At 47.1% G+C, this 18130-nt stretch carries 14 protein-coding genes and 1 pseudogene; 6 read left to right on the forward strand and 9 right to left on the reverse strand.

Annotation, left to right across the window (positions count from 1 at the left end; genetic code table 11):
- Positions 1 to 15 precede the first annotated feature (15 nt).
- Entirely contained in the window at positions 16 to 441 is a 426-nt protein-coding gene (locus GA003_10270) for a hypothetical protein (GenBank protein ID QXD26443.1), read from the forward strand.
- A 421-nt stretch (positions 442 to 862) separates the two neighbouring features.
- On the opposite strand, the gene GA003_10275 is transcribed toward GA003_10270, so the two are convergent.
- The 5 genes from GA003_10275 to lpxK all read right to left on the reverse strand — a co-directional run bounded on the left by GA003_10275 (position 863) and on the right by lpxK (position 6471).
- On the reverse strand, positions 863 to 1804 hold the full coding sequence (locus GA003_10275; GenBank protein ID QXD26444.1) for an RluA family pseudouridine synthase: 942 nt from the start codon (positions 1802 to 1804) through the stop codon (positions 863 to 865).
- An 11-nt stretch (positions 1805 to 1815) separates the two neighbouring features.
- Positions 1816 to 2820, reverse strand: a complete 1005-nt coding sequence (locus GA003_10280; GenBank protein QXD26445.1) for an adenosine deaminase — start codon at positions 2818 to 2820, stop codon at positions 1816 to 1818.
- A 6-nt stretch (positions 2821 to 2826) separates the two neighbouring features.
- Positions 2827 to 3942 (reverse strand): aminopeptidase, encoded by a 1116-nt coding sequence (locus GA003_10285; GenBank protein QXD26446.1) that lies wholly within the window; start codon positions 3940 to 3942, stop codon positions 2827 to 2829.
- A 26-nt stretch (positions 3943 to 3968) separates the two neighbouring features.
- Positions 3969 to 5162 carry a nucleoside monophosphate kinase gene (locus tag GA003_10290; protein ID QXD26447.1) on the reverse strand — a complete coding sequence of 398 codons (1194 nt, stop codon included), beginning with the start codon at positions 5160 to 5162 and terminating at the stop codon, positions 3969 to 3971.
- 79 nt (positions 5163 to 5241) lie between these two features.
- The gene (gene lpxK, locus GA003_10295; protein ID QXD26448.1) at positions 5242 to 6471 is read right to left on the reverse strand and encodes a tetraacyldisaccharide 4'-kinase; all 1230 of its coding nucleotides are present in this window, start codon (positions 6469 to 6471) and stop codon (positions 5242 to 5244) included.
- Between the two features lie 326 nt (positions 6472 to 6797).
- Here lpxK and GA003_10300 point away from each other — a divergent pair, with 326 nt between their 5' ends.
- The 4 genes from GA003_10300 to GA003_10315 all read left to right on the forward strand — a co-directional run bounded on the left by GA003_10300 (position 6798) and on the right by GA003_10315 (position 12381).
- On the forward strand, positions 6798 to 7820 hold the full coding sequence (locus tag GA003_10300; GenBank protein ID QXD30402.1) for an alanine--glyoxylate aminotransferase family protein: 1023 nt from the start codon (positions 6798 to 6800) through the stop codon (positions 7818 to 7820).
- A gap of 20 nt (positions 7821 to 7840) precedes the next feature.
- Positions 7841 to 10342 carry a DNA topoisomerase III gene (locus tag GA003_10305; GenBank protein QXD26449.1) on the forward strand — a complete coding sequence of 834 codons (2502 nt, stop codon included), beginning with the start codon at positions 7841 to 7843 and terminating at the stop codon, positions 10340 to 10342.
- A 122-nt stretch (positions 10343 to 10464) separates the two neighbouring features.
- On the forward strand, positions 10465 to 11499 hold the full coding sequence (gene fbaA / locus GA003_10310; GenBank protein ID QXD26450.1) for a class II fructose-bisphosphate aldolase: 1035 nt from the start codon (positions 10465 to 10467) through the stop codon (positions 11497 to 11499).
- A 90-nt stretch (positions 11500 to 11589) separates the two neighbouring features.
- Entirely contained in the window at positions 11590 to 12381 is a 792-nt protein-coding gene (locus GA003_10315; GenBank protein QXD26451.1) for an ABC transporter ATP-binding protein, read from the forward strand.
- A gap of 16 nt (positions 12382 to 12397) precedes the next feature.
- Here the strand turns inward: GA003_10315 and tadA are convergent, their stop codons facing one another.
- The 4 genes and pseudogenes from tadA to coaE form a co-directional block, all read right to left on the reverse strand.
- Positions 12398 to 13750 carry a Flp pilus assembly complex ATPase component TadA gene (gene tadA / locus GA003_10320; protein QXD26452.1) on the reverse strand — a complete coding sequence of 451 codons (1353 nt, stop codon included), beginning with the start codon at positions 13748 to 13750 and terminating at the stop codon, positions 12398 to 12400.
- Between the two features lie 51 nt (positions 13751 to 13801).
- Positions 13802 to 14116: pseudogene (locus tag GA003_10325) on the reverse strand (hypothetical protein).
- A gap of 132 nt (positions 14117 to 14248) precedes the next feature.
- Entirely contained in the window at positions 14249 to 16111 is a 1863-nt protein-coding gene (gene rho / locus GA003_10330) for a transcription termination factor Rho (GenBank protein QXD26453.1), read from the reverse strand.
- A 129-nt stretch (positions 16112 to 16240) separates the two neighbouring features.
- Positions 16241 to 16819: a dephospho-CoA kinase gene (gene coaE / locus GA003_10335; GenBank protein ID QXD26454.1), complete on the reverse strand. Its 579-nt coding sequence runs from the start codon at positions 16817 to 16819 to the stop codon at positions 16241 to 16243.
- A 104-nt stretch (positions 16820 to 16923) separates the two neighbouring features.
- On the opposite strand from coaE, the gene GA003_10340 reads away from it, so the two are divergent.
- Entirely contained in the window at positions 16924 to 18039 is a 1116-nt protein-coding gene (locus tag GA003_10340; GenBank protein ID QXD26455.1) for a YifB family Mg chelatase-like AAA ATPase, read from the forward strand.
- Positions 18040 to 18130: the final 91 nt, after the last annotated feature.

The following is an 18130-nucleotide window of genomic DNA, read 5'->3' on the forward strand; positions in this document are numbered from 1 at the left end:
GCAAATCGCTACACCATGGACGTCTACTACGTAGGCACAAATTCCAGTACTAGAGACAATTTCACCATCTCCAAAGGAAGCTATTTTAAAACACAGACCGAGGTTGATAATTTTTCAGTCACCCACGGGACGGGCGCTGTGAATGGAAATCTTACCATCCTGGATGACGACGACGAATCTGATCCCATCGTCGACCTGGACGGATTAAGTGCACTCAACTATGTCGGGGGAGACTTCATCATTGAAAATAACGCTGCTCTTGCCAGCTTCTGTGGACTGTATCCACTTTACGATACAGGTAGCATTGATGGAAACAGTTTCATATCCGGTAATATTGCCAATCCAACCACAGCAGATATACTTGCCCGAGGACTCTGTGAAACCTACGAGGATTATTACGATTGGATGGCCTCTTTCTACCTGGACGCAACCAGTCAATAAGTCATTGGCTTCTCAGCGGATCCAGATGCAGACCTTATAAGCAACCTTCAGGAATGGGCTTATGGACTAAACCCAAATGACGCTAACACTAGTGGACTTGAATTGGTCGGGCTTGGACTGACCACCCCAGACCTGCCAGTCGTTTACCCCGCATCTATATCAACCGGAGTAGATTTTCGTGCGGTATTCGGAAGGCTGATCGATTGGGACAATCAAGACTTGGAGTATAAGGTTCAATTCAGCAGCGATTTGACCACTTGGTACGATAGCGCGGAAATTCCAACCTATCTGGACACCAACGGAACAATTGACCTGGTCAGTGTTCCCTAACCATTTTTTCTGCCCAATTTTACCAAAGCTAAATTCTTTAGAGTCGTTGTATCTTTTGCTCCCTAACATCAGGTTAGGTTAATACTAGCCACTAGGCTTGGGAATCAATAGATGACTTCCAATACGGAAACTGAACTTGAAAGGCCTCGGGAAGATCCGTATCAAATTTCAAACGCTCTGCCGAGATGGGATGTGTAAGTTCTAACTTATGAGCGTGCAGTAAAACTCTTTCTACGGGACCCGCCAATTTCATCCGATTTGGACGATACCCATAAACTTCATCACCGAGAATAGGAAAACCGAAATCAGAAAGATGGACACGAATTTGATGAGTGCGGCCCGTATGAAGATGGCAGCGAATAAGGGAAATGCCGTTCTCACTTGAACCCAGAAACTCCCAGTCCGTATGAGCAGGTTTTCCATCTTCTCGAATAGTCATTTTGTGCCTATGCGTGGGATTGCGGCCAATCGGCTTTTTAATCGTACCAGACAGTCGGTCGGGGATACCTGCAACAAGAGCAAGGTATTCCTTAATGACTTCTCTTCTTGAGAAGGCTCCTACCAGGGCCTCGTAAGCTTTATCCGTCTTTGCCACAACCATGACACCCGAAGTACCACGATCAAGACGGTGAACGATTCCTTGACGTTCAGGACCACCCAACTGACTCAGATTTCCCTTACAATGATGAAGCAAGCCATTTACTAAAGTGAGACCTTTCGTCCCTGCTCCAGGGTGCACGACAAGGCCTGCTGGTTTGTTCATAGCTAGAAGATGTTCATCCTCAAATAGAATATTCAATGACAAGTCGACAGGCGTAAGGTCGAAGGTCTTTTCCTCCGGTAGTTCAAATTCAACAGAATCACCTTCAAGAAGCTTCGTCGATTTGCTCGCAACTACCCCGTTTACTTTCACCATTCCTTCTTCAAAAGCTCGCTGAACATGGCTTCGAGTCGTATCAACCAATTGATTACTCAACCACTTATCAGCACGGATCTTCCCTACTCCAATTTCTACTTCCAAGACTTGAGACATAATCGCCGATGCTAGAGCTGGCTTTCTATGGCAGCCAACTCATCCAACCACACTCTCCGAGTCTGGTCATCAACGAGGGCAGCATCAAAACCGTTCCGAACAACCTGCATAACTTCCTGTTTTGTGAAATCCAGATGAGTCATCAAAAGATCGAATTCGTGAACCAAGTCATTTCCAAATACAGTGGGATCGTCAGTACTAACAGTAACCTTTGCACCAGCATCAAAAAACTCGCGAATAGGATGCTTTTTTACGTCGAGAACGGATTTGAGCTTAACATTGGACACCGGACACATATCGAGGACCACCTCTTCTTCCAGGAGGCGCTGAAACGTAGATTCATCCTGAATGGCACCAATTCCATGCTGGATACGTTGGCTTTTTGTGAGATCAAGAGCCCGATTCACATCAGCGGGGCCTTCAAATTCACCGGCATGCGCTTTAGCGCACTTACCAGCTTCCTGAACGTTCCTCCAAATGTCTTCGGTCCAATCCCCCCAAGGGATTGTTTCGTGCCCGTGCATATCAATCCCATCCAATCCCTCCCAGGTATGAACAGCATCCAGTAATTTCGCCATATCATCGCGGTAATGATCCCGAAGCATCCCCAAAAATACTCTGACTTCCAATCCTTCAGGAACAGCGGATTTGATGGCATCTAAAATGTCAGGACCCGTGGCACCAAGGGCTTCAACAATACCTAAATGAAAACTCGTTTCAACGTAACGGACGTTTTGATCCAGGTGTCTCTGAAATACGTGCTTGGCGGATTCATGATATCGTTCAGGAGAGGTGTAATAATGCCCTGCATAACTCAGGATTTCGTCCTCGAATTGAGTGAAGTTGTGGTAACGAAAATCTGCCGCCCATGCTTCAGGAGTATAATCAAATTCTCCTGGGAATGTCTTCTGAAGCAATTCCCAGGGTACCGCCCCTTCGATATGCAAGTGCGTCTCCGTTTTAGGAAGTGACTGAATAAATTCAGAAATCCAAGGCTCTACTTTTGCACGACTCATACTCCTCTAGGAATTCCCCATTAGATAGTCGGGGTTGAGCTTTTGTAAGCTCTCTGAGAGGAACAATCCGTCTTTGCGAATTAACTCTCCATCAAAGTAAATTTCACCTCCACCGAACTCAGGGGTTTGAATACAGACCATATCCCAGTGCACCTGCGAACGATTCCCATTGTTTGCCTCTTGGTAAGCCTGACCAGGAGTAAAATGAAATGAACCGGCGATTTTTTCATCAAAGAGAATATCACGCATGGCGTGCGTAATGTAGGGATTAAATCCAATTGCAAATTCTCCGATAAACCGAGACCCGGCATCCGTATCGAGAATCTCATTCAATCGACGTGTATCGGAGCCTGTAGCTTCAACTACCTTCCCTTGCTCAAAGACAAGACGGATATTATCAAAAGATGAACCTTGATAGACAGTAGGTGCATTAAACTGAATAACACCCTCCACACTATTTTTAATCGGGCACGAAAAGACTTCTCCATCAGGGATATTACGAAGCCCTCCACAAGTAACAGCCCCGATATCCTTAATTGAAAAACGAAGGTCGGTCCCCTCCCCTTTGATCTCAACTTTATCCGTGCTTTCCATGAGCTCCTTGAGAGCTTCCATACCCTCTGTCATACGACCGTAATCCATGGTACAAACGCGGAAATAGAAGTCCTCGAAGGCTTCCGTGCTCATTTGCGCTTGCTGTGCCATCGCAGAAGTTGGCCACCGAAGAACCACCCAACGCGTCTTTTGTACCCGATAATCCTGGACGGGCCGATAATTAGTCATGGCTGTCTGCATACGTTCACCAGGCACATCGGAGGTTTCGAAAATGTTATGCGCGCCTCGCAATGCGATATAGACATCAATACCCTGCATTTGCTTAAGTTTGATATCTGAGTCATAGGCATATTGTTCGTCACTGGCTCCCATCAACAGCTCTCGGGTAACCGACGCGTGATAGTTGGAAGCGAAAGGAATACCACCTCGTTCGCGAACTGTGCGTATGAGTGCGATCACCATATTATCGGGCACATCAAAGGCTTCAATAAGCACCTTATCGCCTGCTTTTACAATCGTAGAATGACCAGTAAGGACATTCGCCAAATCAAAATACCTTGAATCCATAAATGAATAATCTGTGATGAAATAATCTAGCCTCGACGAATCTCGCTCCCCTCGAAGCGCACCCGGAAGGAATAAATGCGTTTCTTGAGCAATTCGATTTCCCCTGTCTCAAGGTTTACTTTCGCTGGGATATTTTTCTTCTTAATATCAATTGAGGTATGATAACCCCGCTCTGAGAAAATATCTAAGAGGATTTGCAGAGCTAGTGGATCGTGAAAACGTGGATCTTCTGAATTGATCAAAGCCATACCCGAGATGGCATGGCGAATGATGATCGGCATGAATTTCTCATTGATATGTTCACACATGCCGGCGAATAGCTCTTCATGATGCTCAGCATAGTCATCCAAGCGTTTCACCAGATCCTGACGAGCATGTCGCACGATTTCTTCAGAGATAGGGATGCTCCGTAAGCGGTCGAAGGTTCGTTCATCGAGTTCTAGTGAACTCTGGTAGCGCATTTCCCCAACTATGCGCTCCTTAACTTCTTCAATCGAACCATGCGCATTGATATAATGGTAGTGAAAGATCTGCCGTAAATCTTTGAAAGCCTCGTAGGTACCTTCTTTAAATGTCCGGTAACGTCGCCGGGCTGTGTTCTCATCAAAGTCTGTAAGACGTTCTTCCTTCAGTTTCCCTACTCCTGATGCCCTAACCTTCTCGTTGTGCTCCCGCGTTTGGCGTCCTCGACGAATTTGCCGGGCGACACTCTCGCGTTCGTCCACAAACAGAACCGTGATATGAAAAATGGACTTTGGGAAAAATTCCTGAAGATCGGTATGATAAAACTGAGCCCGTAACCCACGAAGCTTTTGGTAGAGCAATTTCAAACACTCAACTTGTACTTTGGTTCTGGGAAAGCCGTCCACGACCGTTCCGCTTTCGTAGCGAGGTTTAAGCAACTCATTGAAGACGAGAGTTAAAACCTCTGCATCGCCAACCATATTGCCTGCATCTTTCATCTGCTGAGCCTCTGAGCTCGTCAGCAGATCACTCACCACAACCGGACCATCCGTAAGGTCTCTAAAGTTCATGATGAACTGAGTTTGAGTTCCTTTTCCAGATCCAGGTGCTCCATTTAGCCAGATCAACTCCTTGGGAAAACGGAGATTTTCGCGACCGTGCTGAAGTTCCAGTTGTTGCCAGACAGAGTTGAAGATGAGTTGAGCATCTTTAATCTCCAGATCCTGTGTTTTGGAGGGATTGGGTATGGTAGCCATCTAAAAGGACTCTTTTTGAATGATTGTTCGGGGATAGTGCAACCAAAAGGTTGGATTAGAGCAGTTTAACTTTTTCTTACTAAGCGTTTCCATCACCATTGGCCTGAAAAGGAAGTTCAGTTTTGTTTTCTGGAAAGCAGATGCGATCAACCGCCTTTTCGAAATCTTTGTCTCCGGACAGTATATCAATTTCTAATCGCAGATAATATAAAGGAATGGTTTTAGGAAAATCCTTGGAGATGCGAACGGCATCTTTCTCAGTCGTCACCATGAAATCCAGTTTCTCTTTCCCAGCCTGATCAAAGAGATGCTTTAGCTCGGAGTCAGTAAACCGATGGTGATCGAGAAACCTTCTAGAATAAAGAACGTTCGCCCCAAATTCCCGAAGAAATCGCTCAAAACTAAAATGGTCAGCAATCGCGCTGAAGGCCCCAATTCGCTTTCCCTCCAAGTCACTGAGTGGCCTTTTTTCACCTGTATCCAGATGCTGCAAATACTGAGGACGGTGGGCACACTCAATAATGTCGGCCTCGGGGTTGTGCTGCCGAATGGTATCTTCCAGGACCGGATCTGATATCCCATCGGATTTGGTGATAAATACATAGGATGCCCGCTTGAGGTGCTTCACAGGCTCTCGAAGTATCCCACGGGGAAGCATTCGGCGGTTGCCAAATGGATTGGTTTTATCGACAAGCAAGAGATTCAAGCGTCCTTTGAGAGGCAGATATTGAAATCCATCATCTAGAATAAGGGTGTCGACTCCGTATTTGCGAATCGCATAGGAACCGGCATTCACTCGATTCTTGTCTACGAAGACCATTACTCCAGGCAGATTACTCGCCAGCATAAAGGGCTCATCACCAGCTTCCTCTGAGTCCAGGAGGACTCTCTCTCCGTCAGAAACTACTTTCGGAGGAGGATCACCTTTGTGAGTCAGTTGCCTGAACAACCGCTTGTAGAGAGGAACTTTCTTACTTTTATAACCTCGGCTTAAAATGGCCACTTTCCGACCTTTCGCAGCCAAAGAACGCGCGAATTTCTCGACCACTGGAGTTTTACCGGTTCCACCCACCGTTAAATTGCCCACTACGACCACCAGACACCCCAGGTGCCGAGTTCGGAAGATGCGCTTCTCGTATAGCCAGAGCCGCAACTGCACGGCGCCAGAAAATATATAAGACCAGGCTCGAAGAAATGCTGCGAACAACGCTACGTCCCGGCCCGTGCGTCGATCCATGATCACATCTTCGGCGAACAGCGCAAAGCGTTCCAAAGATTGATTCACACGCGTGGTCAAGCGTTTCAGCATAAAGGTAAACCGGAAGCAGTTAAAGAATGGTTAATGGGAAAAATCAGGCTTTGCTGATGCCAGAAAATCTCAAGATCTAAATCGGATTTCCCCCAGATTGGAGTTGTAGAAGCATTCTGAGCCTCATTTCCGCAAAAAGAGAGATTTTTCAGCCAGGGCAGCAATCCGAGATTGACGAAGCATTGCCGACTACCCTTTTTAAGTAATTTTTCTGTCCCAAATTTCCTGCAGAGACAACTGCCGGTTGAACCCAAAACCGAACCAAAGTGAGTTTTAGACTATATATTCCAGGACCAGTCGAGGTGTCCGAGGAAACCCTTAAAGCCATGGGCACGCCCATGATCGGGCACCGAAGCCCAGAGTTCGTAGAGCTCTATCAGTCGATTCAACCCGACTTGCAGAAGCTATTATATACAGAAGATCCGGTATTCATCAGTACCAGTAGCGCCTGGGGAGTCATGGAAGGTTCACTGCGAAATGTGGTCAAGAAAGGCGTTCTAAACTGCATGTCCGGCGCGTTCTCAGACAAATGGTTCGACGTAAGCAAACGCTGCGGGAAACACGCCAAGGCACTCCAATATGACTGGGGAGTAGCCATCAAACCGGAAGATATCCGGAGAGAATTGTCCACCGGTGAGTTTGATGCCATCACTCTGATTCACAACGAAACGTCTACCGGAACCATGAATCCACTCGAGGAGATCATGGAAGTGCTCAGGGAATTTCCAGACGTCATATCCATCGTCGACACGGTTAGCTCATTTACAGTTTTTCCCATCGAAAAGGATGAATTGGGCGTCGATGTCATCCTGACAGGTTCACAAAAAGCCCTGGCTCTCCCTCCTGGCATGGCACTTCTATCCGTAAGCGAGCGGGCACTGGATCGGGCCAAAGAGCTGGATGACCGTGGCTACTACTTTGATTTCCACGAATTTAAGAAGAATCATGATAAAGGCATGACCCCAAGTACTCCGGTAATCTCTCATATCTATGCTCTTAAACAGCAACTGGCACAAATTAACGCCGAAGGTTTGGAGAATCGCTACCAGCGCCATAGAGACCTAAATGGTATGGTCCATAAGTGGCTGAACGAAAAAGGCCTTAAGCTGTTTGCCGAAGAAGGTTATGCGTCTGTTTCACTTAGTTGTGTTGCCAACGACGGTTCCCTCGACATACCAGCTATGAGTACCTACCTGCGTGAAAATTGTAACGCACAGATGGATCAAGGCTACGGAAAGATAAAAGGAAAAACATTTAGAATTAACAACATGGGCAACGAAACGGAGGACAGCATCCGAGAATATCTGGGAATGCTAGACCGAGCCATTGAAGCCACCGGTAACCTCTAATAGCTCAATAGTAAGAAGACATGAAAAGCCTGATCATCGCGGAGAAACCCAGTGTAGCCCGGGACCTGGCTACAGCTCTTGGGAAAGTGCCTAAAAAAGGCGATTGGTTTGAAAACGATGAGTATGTCATCAGTTCTGCCGTCGGTCACTTGGTGGAGTTATTCATGCCAGAAGACATCGATAAAAAGCTCAAGTTCTGGAGCCTAGGCAGTCTTCCCATTGTTCCCGACAAGTTTGACCTCAAACCCATCACTCGGACCAAGGCGAAGTTTCAAGAACTCAAGAAGCTCATAGCTCGCAAGGATGTTGATAACATCATTAATGCCTGTGATGCCGGGCGCGAAGGTGAGTTGATTTTTACTTATATAGTAGAGCTGGCCAAATCGAAAAAGCCGACTCAACGCTTGTGGCTTTCTTCCATGACGCAGGGAGCGATTAAAGATGCTTTTCAAAACCTACGTGATGGAGCCTCGATGCAACCGCTTCAAGAGGCCGCACGTTGCCGAAGTGAATCTGACTGGCTGATTGGAATCAATGGCACCCGCGCAATTACCAAGCGTATGTTTGGATCCCGTGCCGGGCAAGTGGCCACCGTAGGTCGAGTGCAGACTCCTACCTTGGCGATTGTCATGGAGCGGGAGTTGGAAATTCGGAATTTCAAGCCACGAGACTACTGGAGAATCACTGCAAACTTTGGGATCGCCGAAGGTCAGTACGAAGGTGCTTACCAAAAGCCTGAATGGAAAAAAGGTGATGACGACCAAGACAAGATCGATCGCATCTGGGACGCAGAAACGGCTGAGCAAGTTGTAGAAGCAGTCAAACAAGCCCCTAGCGCTGAAATCCAGGAAAAGAAAAAGCGCTCGAAGCAGATTGCCCCCCGGCTCTACGACCTGACTTCACTCCAGCGGGAAGCGAATAATCGATTTGGTTTCGCAGCGGCCCGAACCCTCTCACTGGCTCAAGCTCTCTACGAAAGGCACAAGATGGTCACCTATCCGAGAACAGATTCTCGGGCATTACCAGAAGACTACTTGGGTACCTGCAATGAAACGCTAGCCAATCTCGGTGACGAATATCAGGAGCACGCCGGCAAAGTTTTGCAGAACGATTGGGTTAAGCCCAACAAACGTATCTTTAATAATAAGCAGATCAGCGATCACTTTGCGATCATCCCAACCAACGCGCCTGCGAAAAGCCTGAATGCGGAGGAAGCGAAGCTGTATGATATGATTACACGTCGCTTCATCGCCGTGTTTTTTCCATCTGCTGAATTCGACGTAACCACCCGTATGTCGATCGTAGCGGAACACACCTTCAAAACTGAAGGTAAGGTTCTGGCAGTTCCTGGATGGTTAGCCGTATACGGTAAAGGAGATGCAGCGGGAGAAACATTACCTGCCTTAAGTGATGCAGATGGCGATCCAGCGAATGGAAAAGTGGTTTCTGTAGATCTTAAAAAAGAAACGACCAAACCACCGGCGCGCTATTCGGAAGCCACCTTGCTTTCCGCAATGGAAGGTGCCGGTAAACTGGTTGATGACGAGGAATTGGCTGAGGCCATGAAGGAAAAAGGCCTGGGCACACCCGCTACCCGAGCGCAGACGATTGAGCACCTCTACGCGCTCAAATACATGGAACGTGATCGCCGAGAGATCATACCCACCGGTAAGGCCGAGAACCTGTTGAACTTTCTTGCCGCTCTGAAAGCTGAAGCTTTAACCAGCCCAACCCTCACAGGCGATTGGGAGCACAGGCTCCACCAAATCGAAGAAGGTGAGCTTTCCAGAGAAGAGTTCATGAAAGCCATCGCCGACCAAACCAAGGAGATCGTCGACAAGGTGAAAAACTTTGGAGAAGACGAAGAGACTTCCAAAGAAATCGACATCGTCAGCCCCACTGACAACGAGAAGATGCTCGAAAACTTCCGTGCCTACAAATCGAAGGACGGATTGGTTACGATCTACAAAGTTATCGGCAATAGAAAGCTAGCGTTGGAAGAACTGGACGTTCTTCTGAAGGAGAAAAAGATTGGCCCGCTTGAAGGCTTCCGATCAAAAGCGGGACGCCCCTTTGAAGCCACATTAACACTCAATGACGAGTGGAAGGTGAAATTCCAATTCGATAACAATGGAGAAGGTGGCGAGGATGCCAAACCTCTCAATTTCGATGAACTTCCAATTGTGGGCACTTGTCCTGTAAACGATACACCTGTTTTCGAAACGGAAAATGCCTTCGGCTGCCGCGAACGATTGGAAGCTGGCAACAGCGGAAAGGGCTTTCGGATGAGTAAGGCGATTCTCGGACAGCCCATTACCGTTGATCAGGTCAAAAAGCTGCTGACAGAAGGTAAGACTGACAAAATGGATAAGTTTATTTCCAAGAGAACCAAGAAGCCTTTTGCAGCGTTTTTAATTCTAAAAAAGAATGGTTCTGTCGGATTCGAATTTCCACCGAGACCCCCCAAGAAGAAACAAGCAGCTAAAAAGACCGCAGAAAAGAAACCGGAAGCAAAAGAATAATCTTGTTTCGTTCCGCCTGAAAAAAGAGTCTCTTGTCCCTTTGAAGCTATTTCAATCAAAGCTACATTTACAAACAACGTTCATGTTAAGAACCAATTAGAACTCAAAGAATAGGTTAACTCATGCCCATAGCTACACCTAAACAATTCGCAGCCATGCTGGATGCCGCCCAAGAAGGCAGCTACGCATACCCAGCGATTAACTGTACTTCCATTATCACTTTGAACGCGGCCATGAAGGCCTTCGCCGACACAAAATCGGATGGTATCATCCAATTCTCTACCGGCGCTGGTCAATTTGCCTCTGGTCTCAACAACAAGAATTCCGCTTACGGAACGATCGTTCTAGCCGAAGCAGCGCATGCTCTTGCTGAGCAGTACGACGTTCTCATCGCTCTGAACACCGACCACTGTCAGCCAGGCGCTGCAGCGGACTTCCTAAAACCATTGATTGAAGCGACTGCAAAGCGTCGCGCTAAGGGAGAAAACAATCTCTTCCAAAACCACATGCTCGATGCCTCCATTCTGCCGCTGGAAGAGAATATGGCAATTTCCCAAGAGTACCTGAAGCTTTGTGCTGAGAATGAAATCATTCTCGAAGTAGAAGCAGGTGTAGTCGGTGGAGAAGAAGATGGCGCTGCAGGCACGGAAGACATGCCAGATGATCTTCTTTACACGACTCCAGAAGATATGGTCGCTGTTCATGAAGCGCTGAGCGGTCTTGGTCGTTTCACCTTTGCAGCTACTTTCGGTAACGTGCATGGACACTACAAACCAGGCGCTGTTAAACTCCGCCCACAAATCCTTAAAGACGGTCAAGCCGCTGTAACCGAGAAATACGGTTCAGATGCAGAGTTCGACCTGGTCTTTCACGGTGGTTCCGGCTCTCTCCTCTCTGAGATTCGTGAGACACTGGACTACGGCGTAGTTAAAATGAATGTCGATACCGACACTCAATATGCATTCACTCGTCCGATCGCAGATCACATGCTGAAGAACTACGATGGTGTAGTTAAAGTAGATGGTGAGATAGGAAACAAAAAGGTATATGACCCACGTTCCTACCTCAAGGCAGGTGAACAAGCTATGGCTGATCGTATTGCTGTTGCAGTAACGGATTTGCTTTCTGACGGAAAGACTCTGTTCGGCCAAGTTTAAGTCATACTCAATAGTACTTTCAAAACCGGTCCCTGAAAAGAGATCGGTTTTTTTCTGGTCTTTTCTCTAGAGCTCTCTGTCATTCACAGCATGCCTACTCCGGAGACCATTTTGTCTGTGACAGACTTAACCATTGAGCGCGACAAAGCGATTCTGGACCATGTAAACTGGATCATTGAACGTGGACAGAATTGGGTAATCCTAGGTCCTAATGGCTCCGGAAAAACCTCTCTTTTAAAAACCCTGGTTGGATATTTTCCTCCCACGAGTGGCAAAATTTCTGTCTTAGGCAAAACCTTCGGGCGCAGTAATTGGAACGACCTTCGATTGAGAATTGGTCTTGTGTCGAGTTCTCTACAGCAGCGAATTGAAGAAAATGAGCCAGCTATCGACGTGGTCGTTTCGGGTAAATACGCCCAGATCAATTACTGGGGTCGTATGTTCAAAAAGGACAAAGAACGGGCTCGCACCTATATGAAGTTACTAGGCTGCGAAAACCTGGAAGGAAAAACCTGGATTACGTGTTCCCAAGGAGAAAAGCAGCGATTGCTCATCGCCCGATCCATGATGGCAAAACTAGAAATCCTCATTCTGGATGAACCCTGCGCTGGGTTGGACCCAGTCTCACGAGAGCACTTTCTTGAGACAGTATATGGCCTAGCTAAAAGCCGGCCCGACCTCCCTATCATTTTAGTGACTCACCATGTTGAAGAAATCACGCCAGCATTTACTCATGCGCTTCTATTAAGTCATGGCCAAGTGGTAAGCCAGGGAAGACTGAAAAAATCACTGACATCAAAGAATCTATCTACTGCCTTCTCAGCTCCTCTGCGTCTTCGAAAATCTTCGAACCGCTACCAGCTAAAGATAGAAAAAACGTAATCGATACCACGATCGATCAAGTCCCTAGCTGCTCGAAAATCCCAATCAAGGGCAGCAACAAGGCGATGACAATAAACCCGACTACGATGGCCAAAAATACGATCATGAAAGGCTCCAGTATGGAAGTAAGTCCCGATATAGTTGTATCGAGTTCATCTTCATAATCGTCGGCCACCTGATTCAACATTTCAGGAACCGTTCCGGTTTCTTCGCCCACCTCAACCAAGCTACACAGTATGTCAGGAATTTGCTTGGCATGTATCAGCGGCTTGGAGATTGGGTCTCCATCCCTGACACGAGAGTAGATTAGGGATTCCATTTCAGGAGTTATATTCATGATTTCAAAGATTCCGATCCGACCTCGATAGCCAGTACCGTTGCAAGCTGGGCAGCCGGTTCCTGCACGCCAGTCATGTTTCTGCTCCGCATCCAAATCACTTTTTATGACAGAAAGATCCAGGTCGCTCAGAGAAACAGGCTCACTGAATTCGGCACACACACGGCGCACCAGACGCTGCGCCATGATCGCACGGACAGAACTTGAAATTAAAAATGGCTCAACACCTAGATCACGAAGACGCGATACTGCACTGGGAGCATCATTGGTGTGAAGGGTGCTAAAAACGAGATGCCCGGTTAAGGATGCATTGATTGCAATTTCAACCGCTTCCAGATCTCGAATCTCACCCACCATGATTATGTAGGGTGCCTGACGAAGCATAGCTCTTAGGCCAGCTGAAAATGTCATACCGATTTCGCTGCGAGCCTGAGCTTGGTTTATCCCAGAGATTTGATACTCAACAGGATCTTCGACAGTGATTATTTTGCGATCAGGCTTATTTAAATAGTTGAGACAAGAATACAAAGTGGTCGATTTGCCGGAACCGGTTGGTCCTGTGACCAAAACAATGCCATCCGGATTGGAAATAAGTTTCTCTATCTGTTCCTGGTCGTACTCCCAGAATCCGAGTTCTCCGAGGCCCAGCTGCAGGCTTTCTTTTTCGAGCACACGCATAACGATGGTCTCGCCGTGGGCACTGGGAATAGAGGACACACGGAAGTCTAGCAGCCGGTCTTGCAAGTCCAGCTGGATGCGCCCGTCTTGGGGCAGCCTTCTTTCCGCAATGTTCATTTGGGACATCAGTTTGATTCGGGAGATAATAGCAGGTTGGAGGCGCTTCGGGGGGCTTTCAGTCTCCTGAAGCACACCATCAACCCTAAAACGAATTCGAAAGCTTTTTTCCATTGGCTCAAGGTGAATGTCGGAGGCACCCCGTTTTAACGCTTCTTTGATAATCAAATGGACAAATTGAACGATTGCACCGTCATCTTGGCTGTCGGAATCCCCTTTGGGTAGGTTCGGAGTCATCTCAGCCTGTTTCTCAGAAATTTCCTGATAAAGGGGTTTAAGGCCTTCCGAGTGCTCCGGAAAAAATCGAAGTACAGCATTTTGAAACCCACTATTTGCGCTCAAAACGGGTTCTAAATCCAATCCGAATTGCTGCGCCAACTCATCTACATGTTCAAAATGCAGTGGATTGATGATGGCTGCCTTTGCGGATCCTGCTCCTAGATCATAAATCAGGGTTTGAGATTCAAGAATAGAACTACGATCCTGGTATTTATGCTCAATCTGAGCTGAATCTAAAAATGAAAGATCAACGATGGATAAACTGAACTCCTCAGCCAGGAGCTCGAGGATCTGCTGTTCGGTGGAAAACCTTCGGAGATCAATCCCTCGATCAGGGTCTGCCCCGGCTTTAAAACGTCTTTAAGCGAATCGAGCGCCTCGGGAGCAACGATCGACTTCTCGACTAATAGTTGTAGAGAAATCTCATCACAGCTCTTCACGACTCTCGAGTGAAGCCTATCGATTCACCTGCATCAAGAACTCAATATTGGTAGAGGTCTTTTTCATCCGAGTGATAAGCATCTCCATAGCTTCGGTGCCGGGGACACCCTTCATAGCTCTCCTTAGAGCATAGATGCGAGGTAGCTCATCCTTATGATATAAGAGCTCCTCTTTCCTCGTTCCACTCTTTTCCAAATTAATGGCTGGGAATATGCGTTTGTCGGAGAGAGATCGGTCCAGATCGAGCTCCATATTACCCGTTCCCTTAAACTCTTCAAAAACAACTTCGTCCATCTTACTACCGGTCTCGACCAGAGCAGTACCCATAATCGTAAGACTTCCGCCTCCTTCAATATTTCGAGCTGATCCGAAGAACCGTTTGGGCTTCTGCAAAGCACCCGCTTCCACACCACCCGATAAGATCTTACCACTATTGGGCATCATGGTATTGTAGGCACGAGCAAGACGAGTAATTGAGTCGAGTAGAATAATGACATTCCTACCCATTTCCACCATACGACGGGCTTTCTCGATAACCATCTCAGATACGTGCACGTGATTATCAGCGGCTTCGTCAAACGTTGAAGCAATGACCTCACCTTTTACCATACGACGAAAATCAGTTACTTCTTCGGGGCGCTCATCAATGAGCAGAACGATTAAGTCCGCATCTGGATTATTGGCTGCCAACGAATTGGCCAGCCCTTGAAGAATGATCGTCTTACCCGTTCTAGGTGGAGCCACAATCAATCCACGTTGACCAAATCCGATAGGGGTCAATGCATCCACAACCCGCATTGAGACATCCTGATTCTTAATATCCTCAACAGGAGTCTCCAAAATGATGCGCTCTGTTGGGTAATAAGGAATCAAATCTTCAAAAGGTGTAATGTGTTGAATCTCTTCAGGCGCCACACCAGAAGCAGAAATCAAATCCACAACATAGCCGCAGCCATTCCCTACCTGGGGCAATACCTGCACATCTATCATATGCCCTGATTTCAATCCGTGTTGCTTGATAAAAAGATCTGGAACGTAGAAATCCTGGGCATGAGGAACATAATTATTATGCTCGTGAACGATGAAAGCACCTTCATCTTCTGTTACCCATAAAAGACCTGTATCCAAGATGGGGCGTTTGTGCTCCACTCCATACTTGATCAGAAGATCCAGGAGCATCCGCTTGTTGGGCGCGGTTTCAAAAGTTACGCCAACTTCCTCAACAGCAGTTACAAATTCCAATAGCGGTAGTTTATAAAAATCATTGAGCTTAATGGGATCTCCACCACCTGATCCTTCGTCAGCTAAGAACTTAAGATCCTTTATGCTTTTGATGGTCTCATCTTCCAAAAGATTGCCGAGAGGTGGCAGTACGATCGAATCAACGGCTTTTCTTCTACCCTTCTGTGGTTGATGCCTCTTCTTTGCCTGCTTCTTGGGCTGGTTCTGGTGGTTGTGCTTCCCGTGCTTTTTCTTAAAATTTCCCTTCTGGTACTTTTGCCTACGGTTCTGGTGCCTGCCGCCCTGTTGATTATTGTTATTATTATTGGTATTGTCCTGAGGCTTTTGGTTCTGCTCTTTGACAGGTGCTTGCTCCTTCGAAGGCTTTTCATCAGCCGGTTGTCCCGGTTCGCTTACATCGTTGGGGTCAAATGAGAAGGAGACTTCATTTCCAGGATCAAAGGAATCATCCTTAGCTGGCTTCTCAGATTTTTCCGCCTTCGAAGATTCATTAGAATTTGAGGAGGACTCAGCCTTGGGGCTGCGTTTCCGGGCCGTTTTCCTGGCGGCACGTTTGCGAGCCGGTTTTGCAGCTTTCTCAGTATTATCTGAGCTCACCTGGCTACTGTCTTGGATGGGAGATTCGTCTTCGGACATAATAAAAGGTCAAACTCTGTTGGGCTAACGAATAAATAGATTAAGGGCTTATTATATTGGATAAAAATGAATTCTGAGGCGCCTCGGGCCTACAAATTTCTATAACCAGAACGGGAGAAACGTAAGTAATTAAGAATGAAGCTGTTCAAACAGGCGCTTCACTTGCCTTTTGAGGAACTCAATAGAACCGTCATTTAGAATCACAAAATCCGCCCGGGAGATTTTTTGGGTTTGAGGAAGTTGTTTCTGCCTTCGAGCTTCAACTTCTTCGGGACTGAATCCACGATTCTTCAGTCGGCTTACTCGTAATGAATAACTAGATACAACGGATATCGAACGTTCTACCTCTTTTTCAAGGTTTTTTTCAAATAACAGTGGGATTTCTGCTATCCACAAGGCCTCAGGCTTTTCAACCATTTGCTGGCTTCTGTGTTTTCGAACCAAGGGATGAAGGGCCGATTCAAGCCATTGAAGCTCCTCGGCATTATTAAAAACCCTTTTTCCTAAAGCCTTGCGGTCCACCTTTCCCTCAGAATCGAAGATCTCGTTTCCGAATCGATTCCTCAATTCAGACCGAAATAGCTCATTTTTCGAATACGCCTCAGCAACCGCGACATCTGAATCTACCACCGAAGCACCCAGTTCTCTAAAACATTCGAGCACTGAGGATTTTCCACTACCAAAACTGCCAGTAAGGCCGACAAGCATGAGGAAAGCCTTACAGTGAGTTCTCGGTGGGTCCAGTCACTTTTCAGTTTCAAAATAGGTCAATATCCCTAGCGTGTAGAAAAGCTCTCAGTTATTCCTTCTCTATGTTAGCCACCGTCAGCTCCTCCACCCTTCTAGGCATCGACGCCGAACTTGTCCAAGTAGAGGTCAACACAGGCGAAGAAGGAGAGCCCAAAGCTTTTATGGTAGGATTGCCCGATGCCGCCGTAAAAGAGTCACAAAACCGTGTATTTTCTGCTCTGACCAACTCCGGTTTTAATATGAGCAGAACCAGGACCACGATCAATCTTGCTCCCGGAGACGTCAGGAAGGAAGGTCCGCTTTACGATTTGCCAATCGCCATAGGACTCCTTTTAGCCACGCGGCAAATAGAAACGAATACCGTCAGTGATTACTTGATTGCAGGAGAACTCAGCCTCTCAGGTGCAACACGCCCCATCAAGGGCGGCCTGGCAATAGCGCTATTGGCCAGAAAACTGAATAAAAAGGGAATCATTCTGCCCTATCCCTCGAGCCAGGAAGCCGCTTTAGTCGAAGGCATTGAGGTGATTGAAATATCATCCTTAGATGAAACGGTGAGGTTTTTGCAGGGCCAAACCATACTTACAGCTCAAAGCACCGAGTCGGTTCTAGCGACCCTGGAAAGCCAAGATGAGCATGAAGGGGATTTCTCAGAGATAAAAGGCCAGCACACGGTGAGAAGAGCGATCGAAGTGGCTGTAGCCGGAGGCCATAACATTTTGCTCATAGGTCCACCTGGCTCAGGAAAGTCAATGATGGCTAAACGCATTCCAACCATCATGCCCGAACCGACCCTGGATGAATTCCTGGAAATATTGAGTGTTCACTCAGTTGCAGGAAATACTCTGAAGGGTCCAGTAAATCGATTCCAGCGGCCCTACCGGTCGCCCCACCATACAATCAGCGACGTAGGTCTATTAGGAGGCGGATCCATCCCTGGCCCCGGAGAAGTATCTCTCGCTCACAACGGAGTTTTATTTCTGGATGAATTACCCGAATTCAAGCGATCCGCACTGGAAGTGCTTCGACAACCTTTGGAGGATGGAGATGTAACGATCTCCCGTAGTGCCGGTAAAATAACCCTTCCTTGCCGCTTCATGCTGGTTGCAGCCATGAACCCAACTCGTGCAAGGTTAATTTCTAGGTTTTCTTTAAATAATTGCAGGAAAGCGGCTTAGAGAATTCCCGGATAAATCCCCAAAAACCGTAAAATACCGCAAAATGCCCCTAAATCACGTTTTTTTGCCCCTTTTTTGTCCCCTGAATCTT

It is taken from the genome of Opitutia bacterium ISCC 52, from assembly GCA_014529675.2.
Classification (GTDB): Bacteria; Verrucomicrobiota; Verrucomicrobiia; order Opitutales; family UBA2995; genus UBA2995.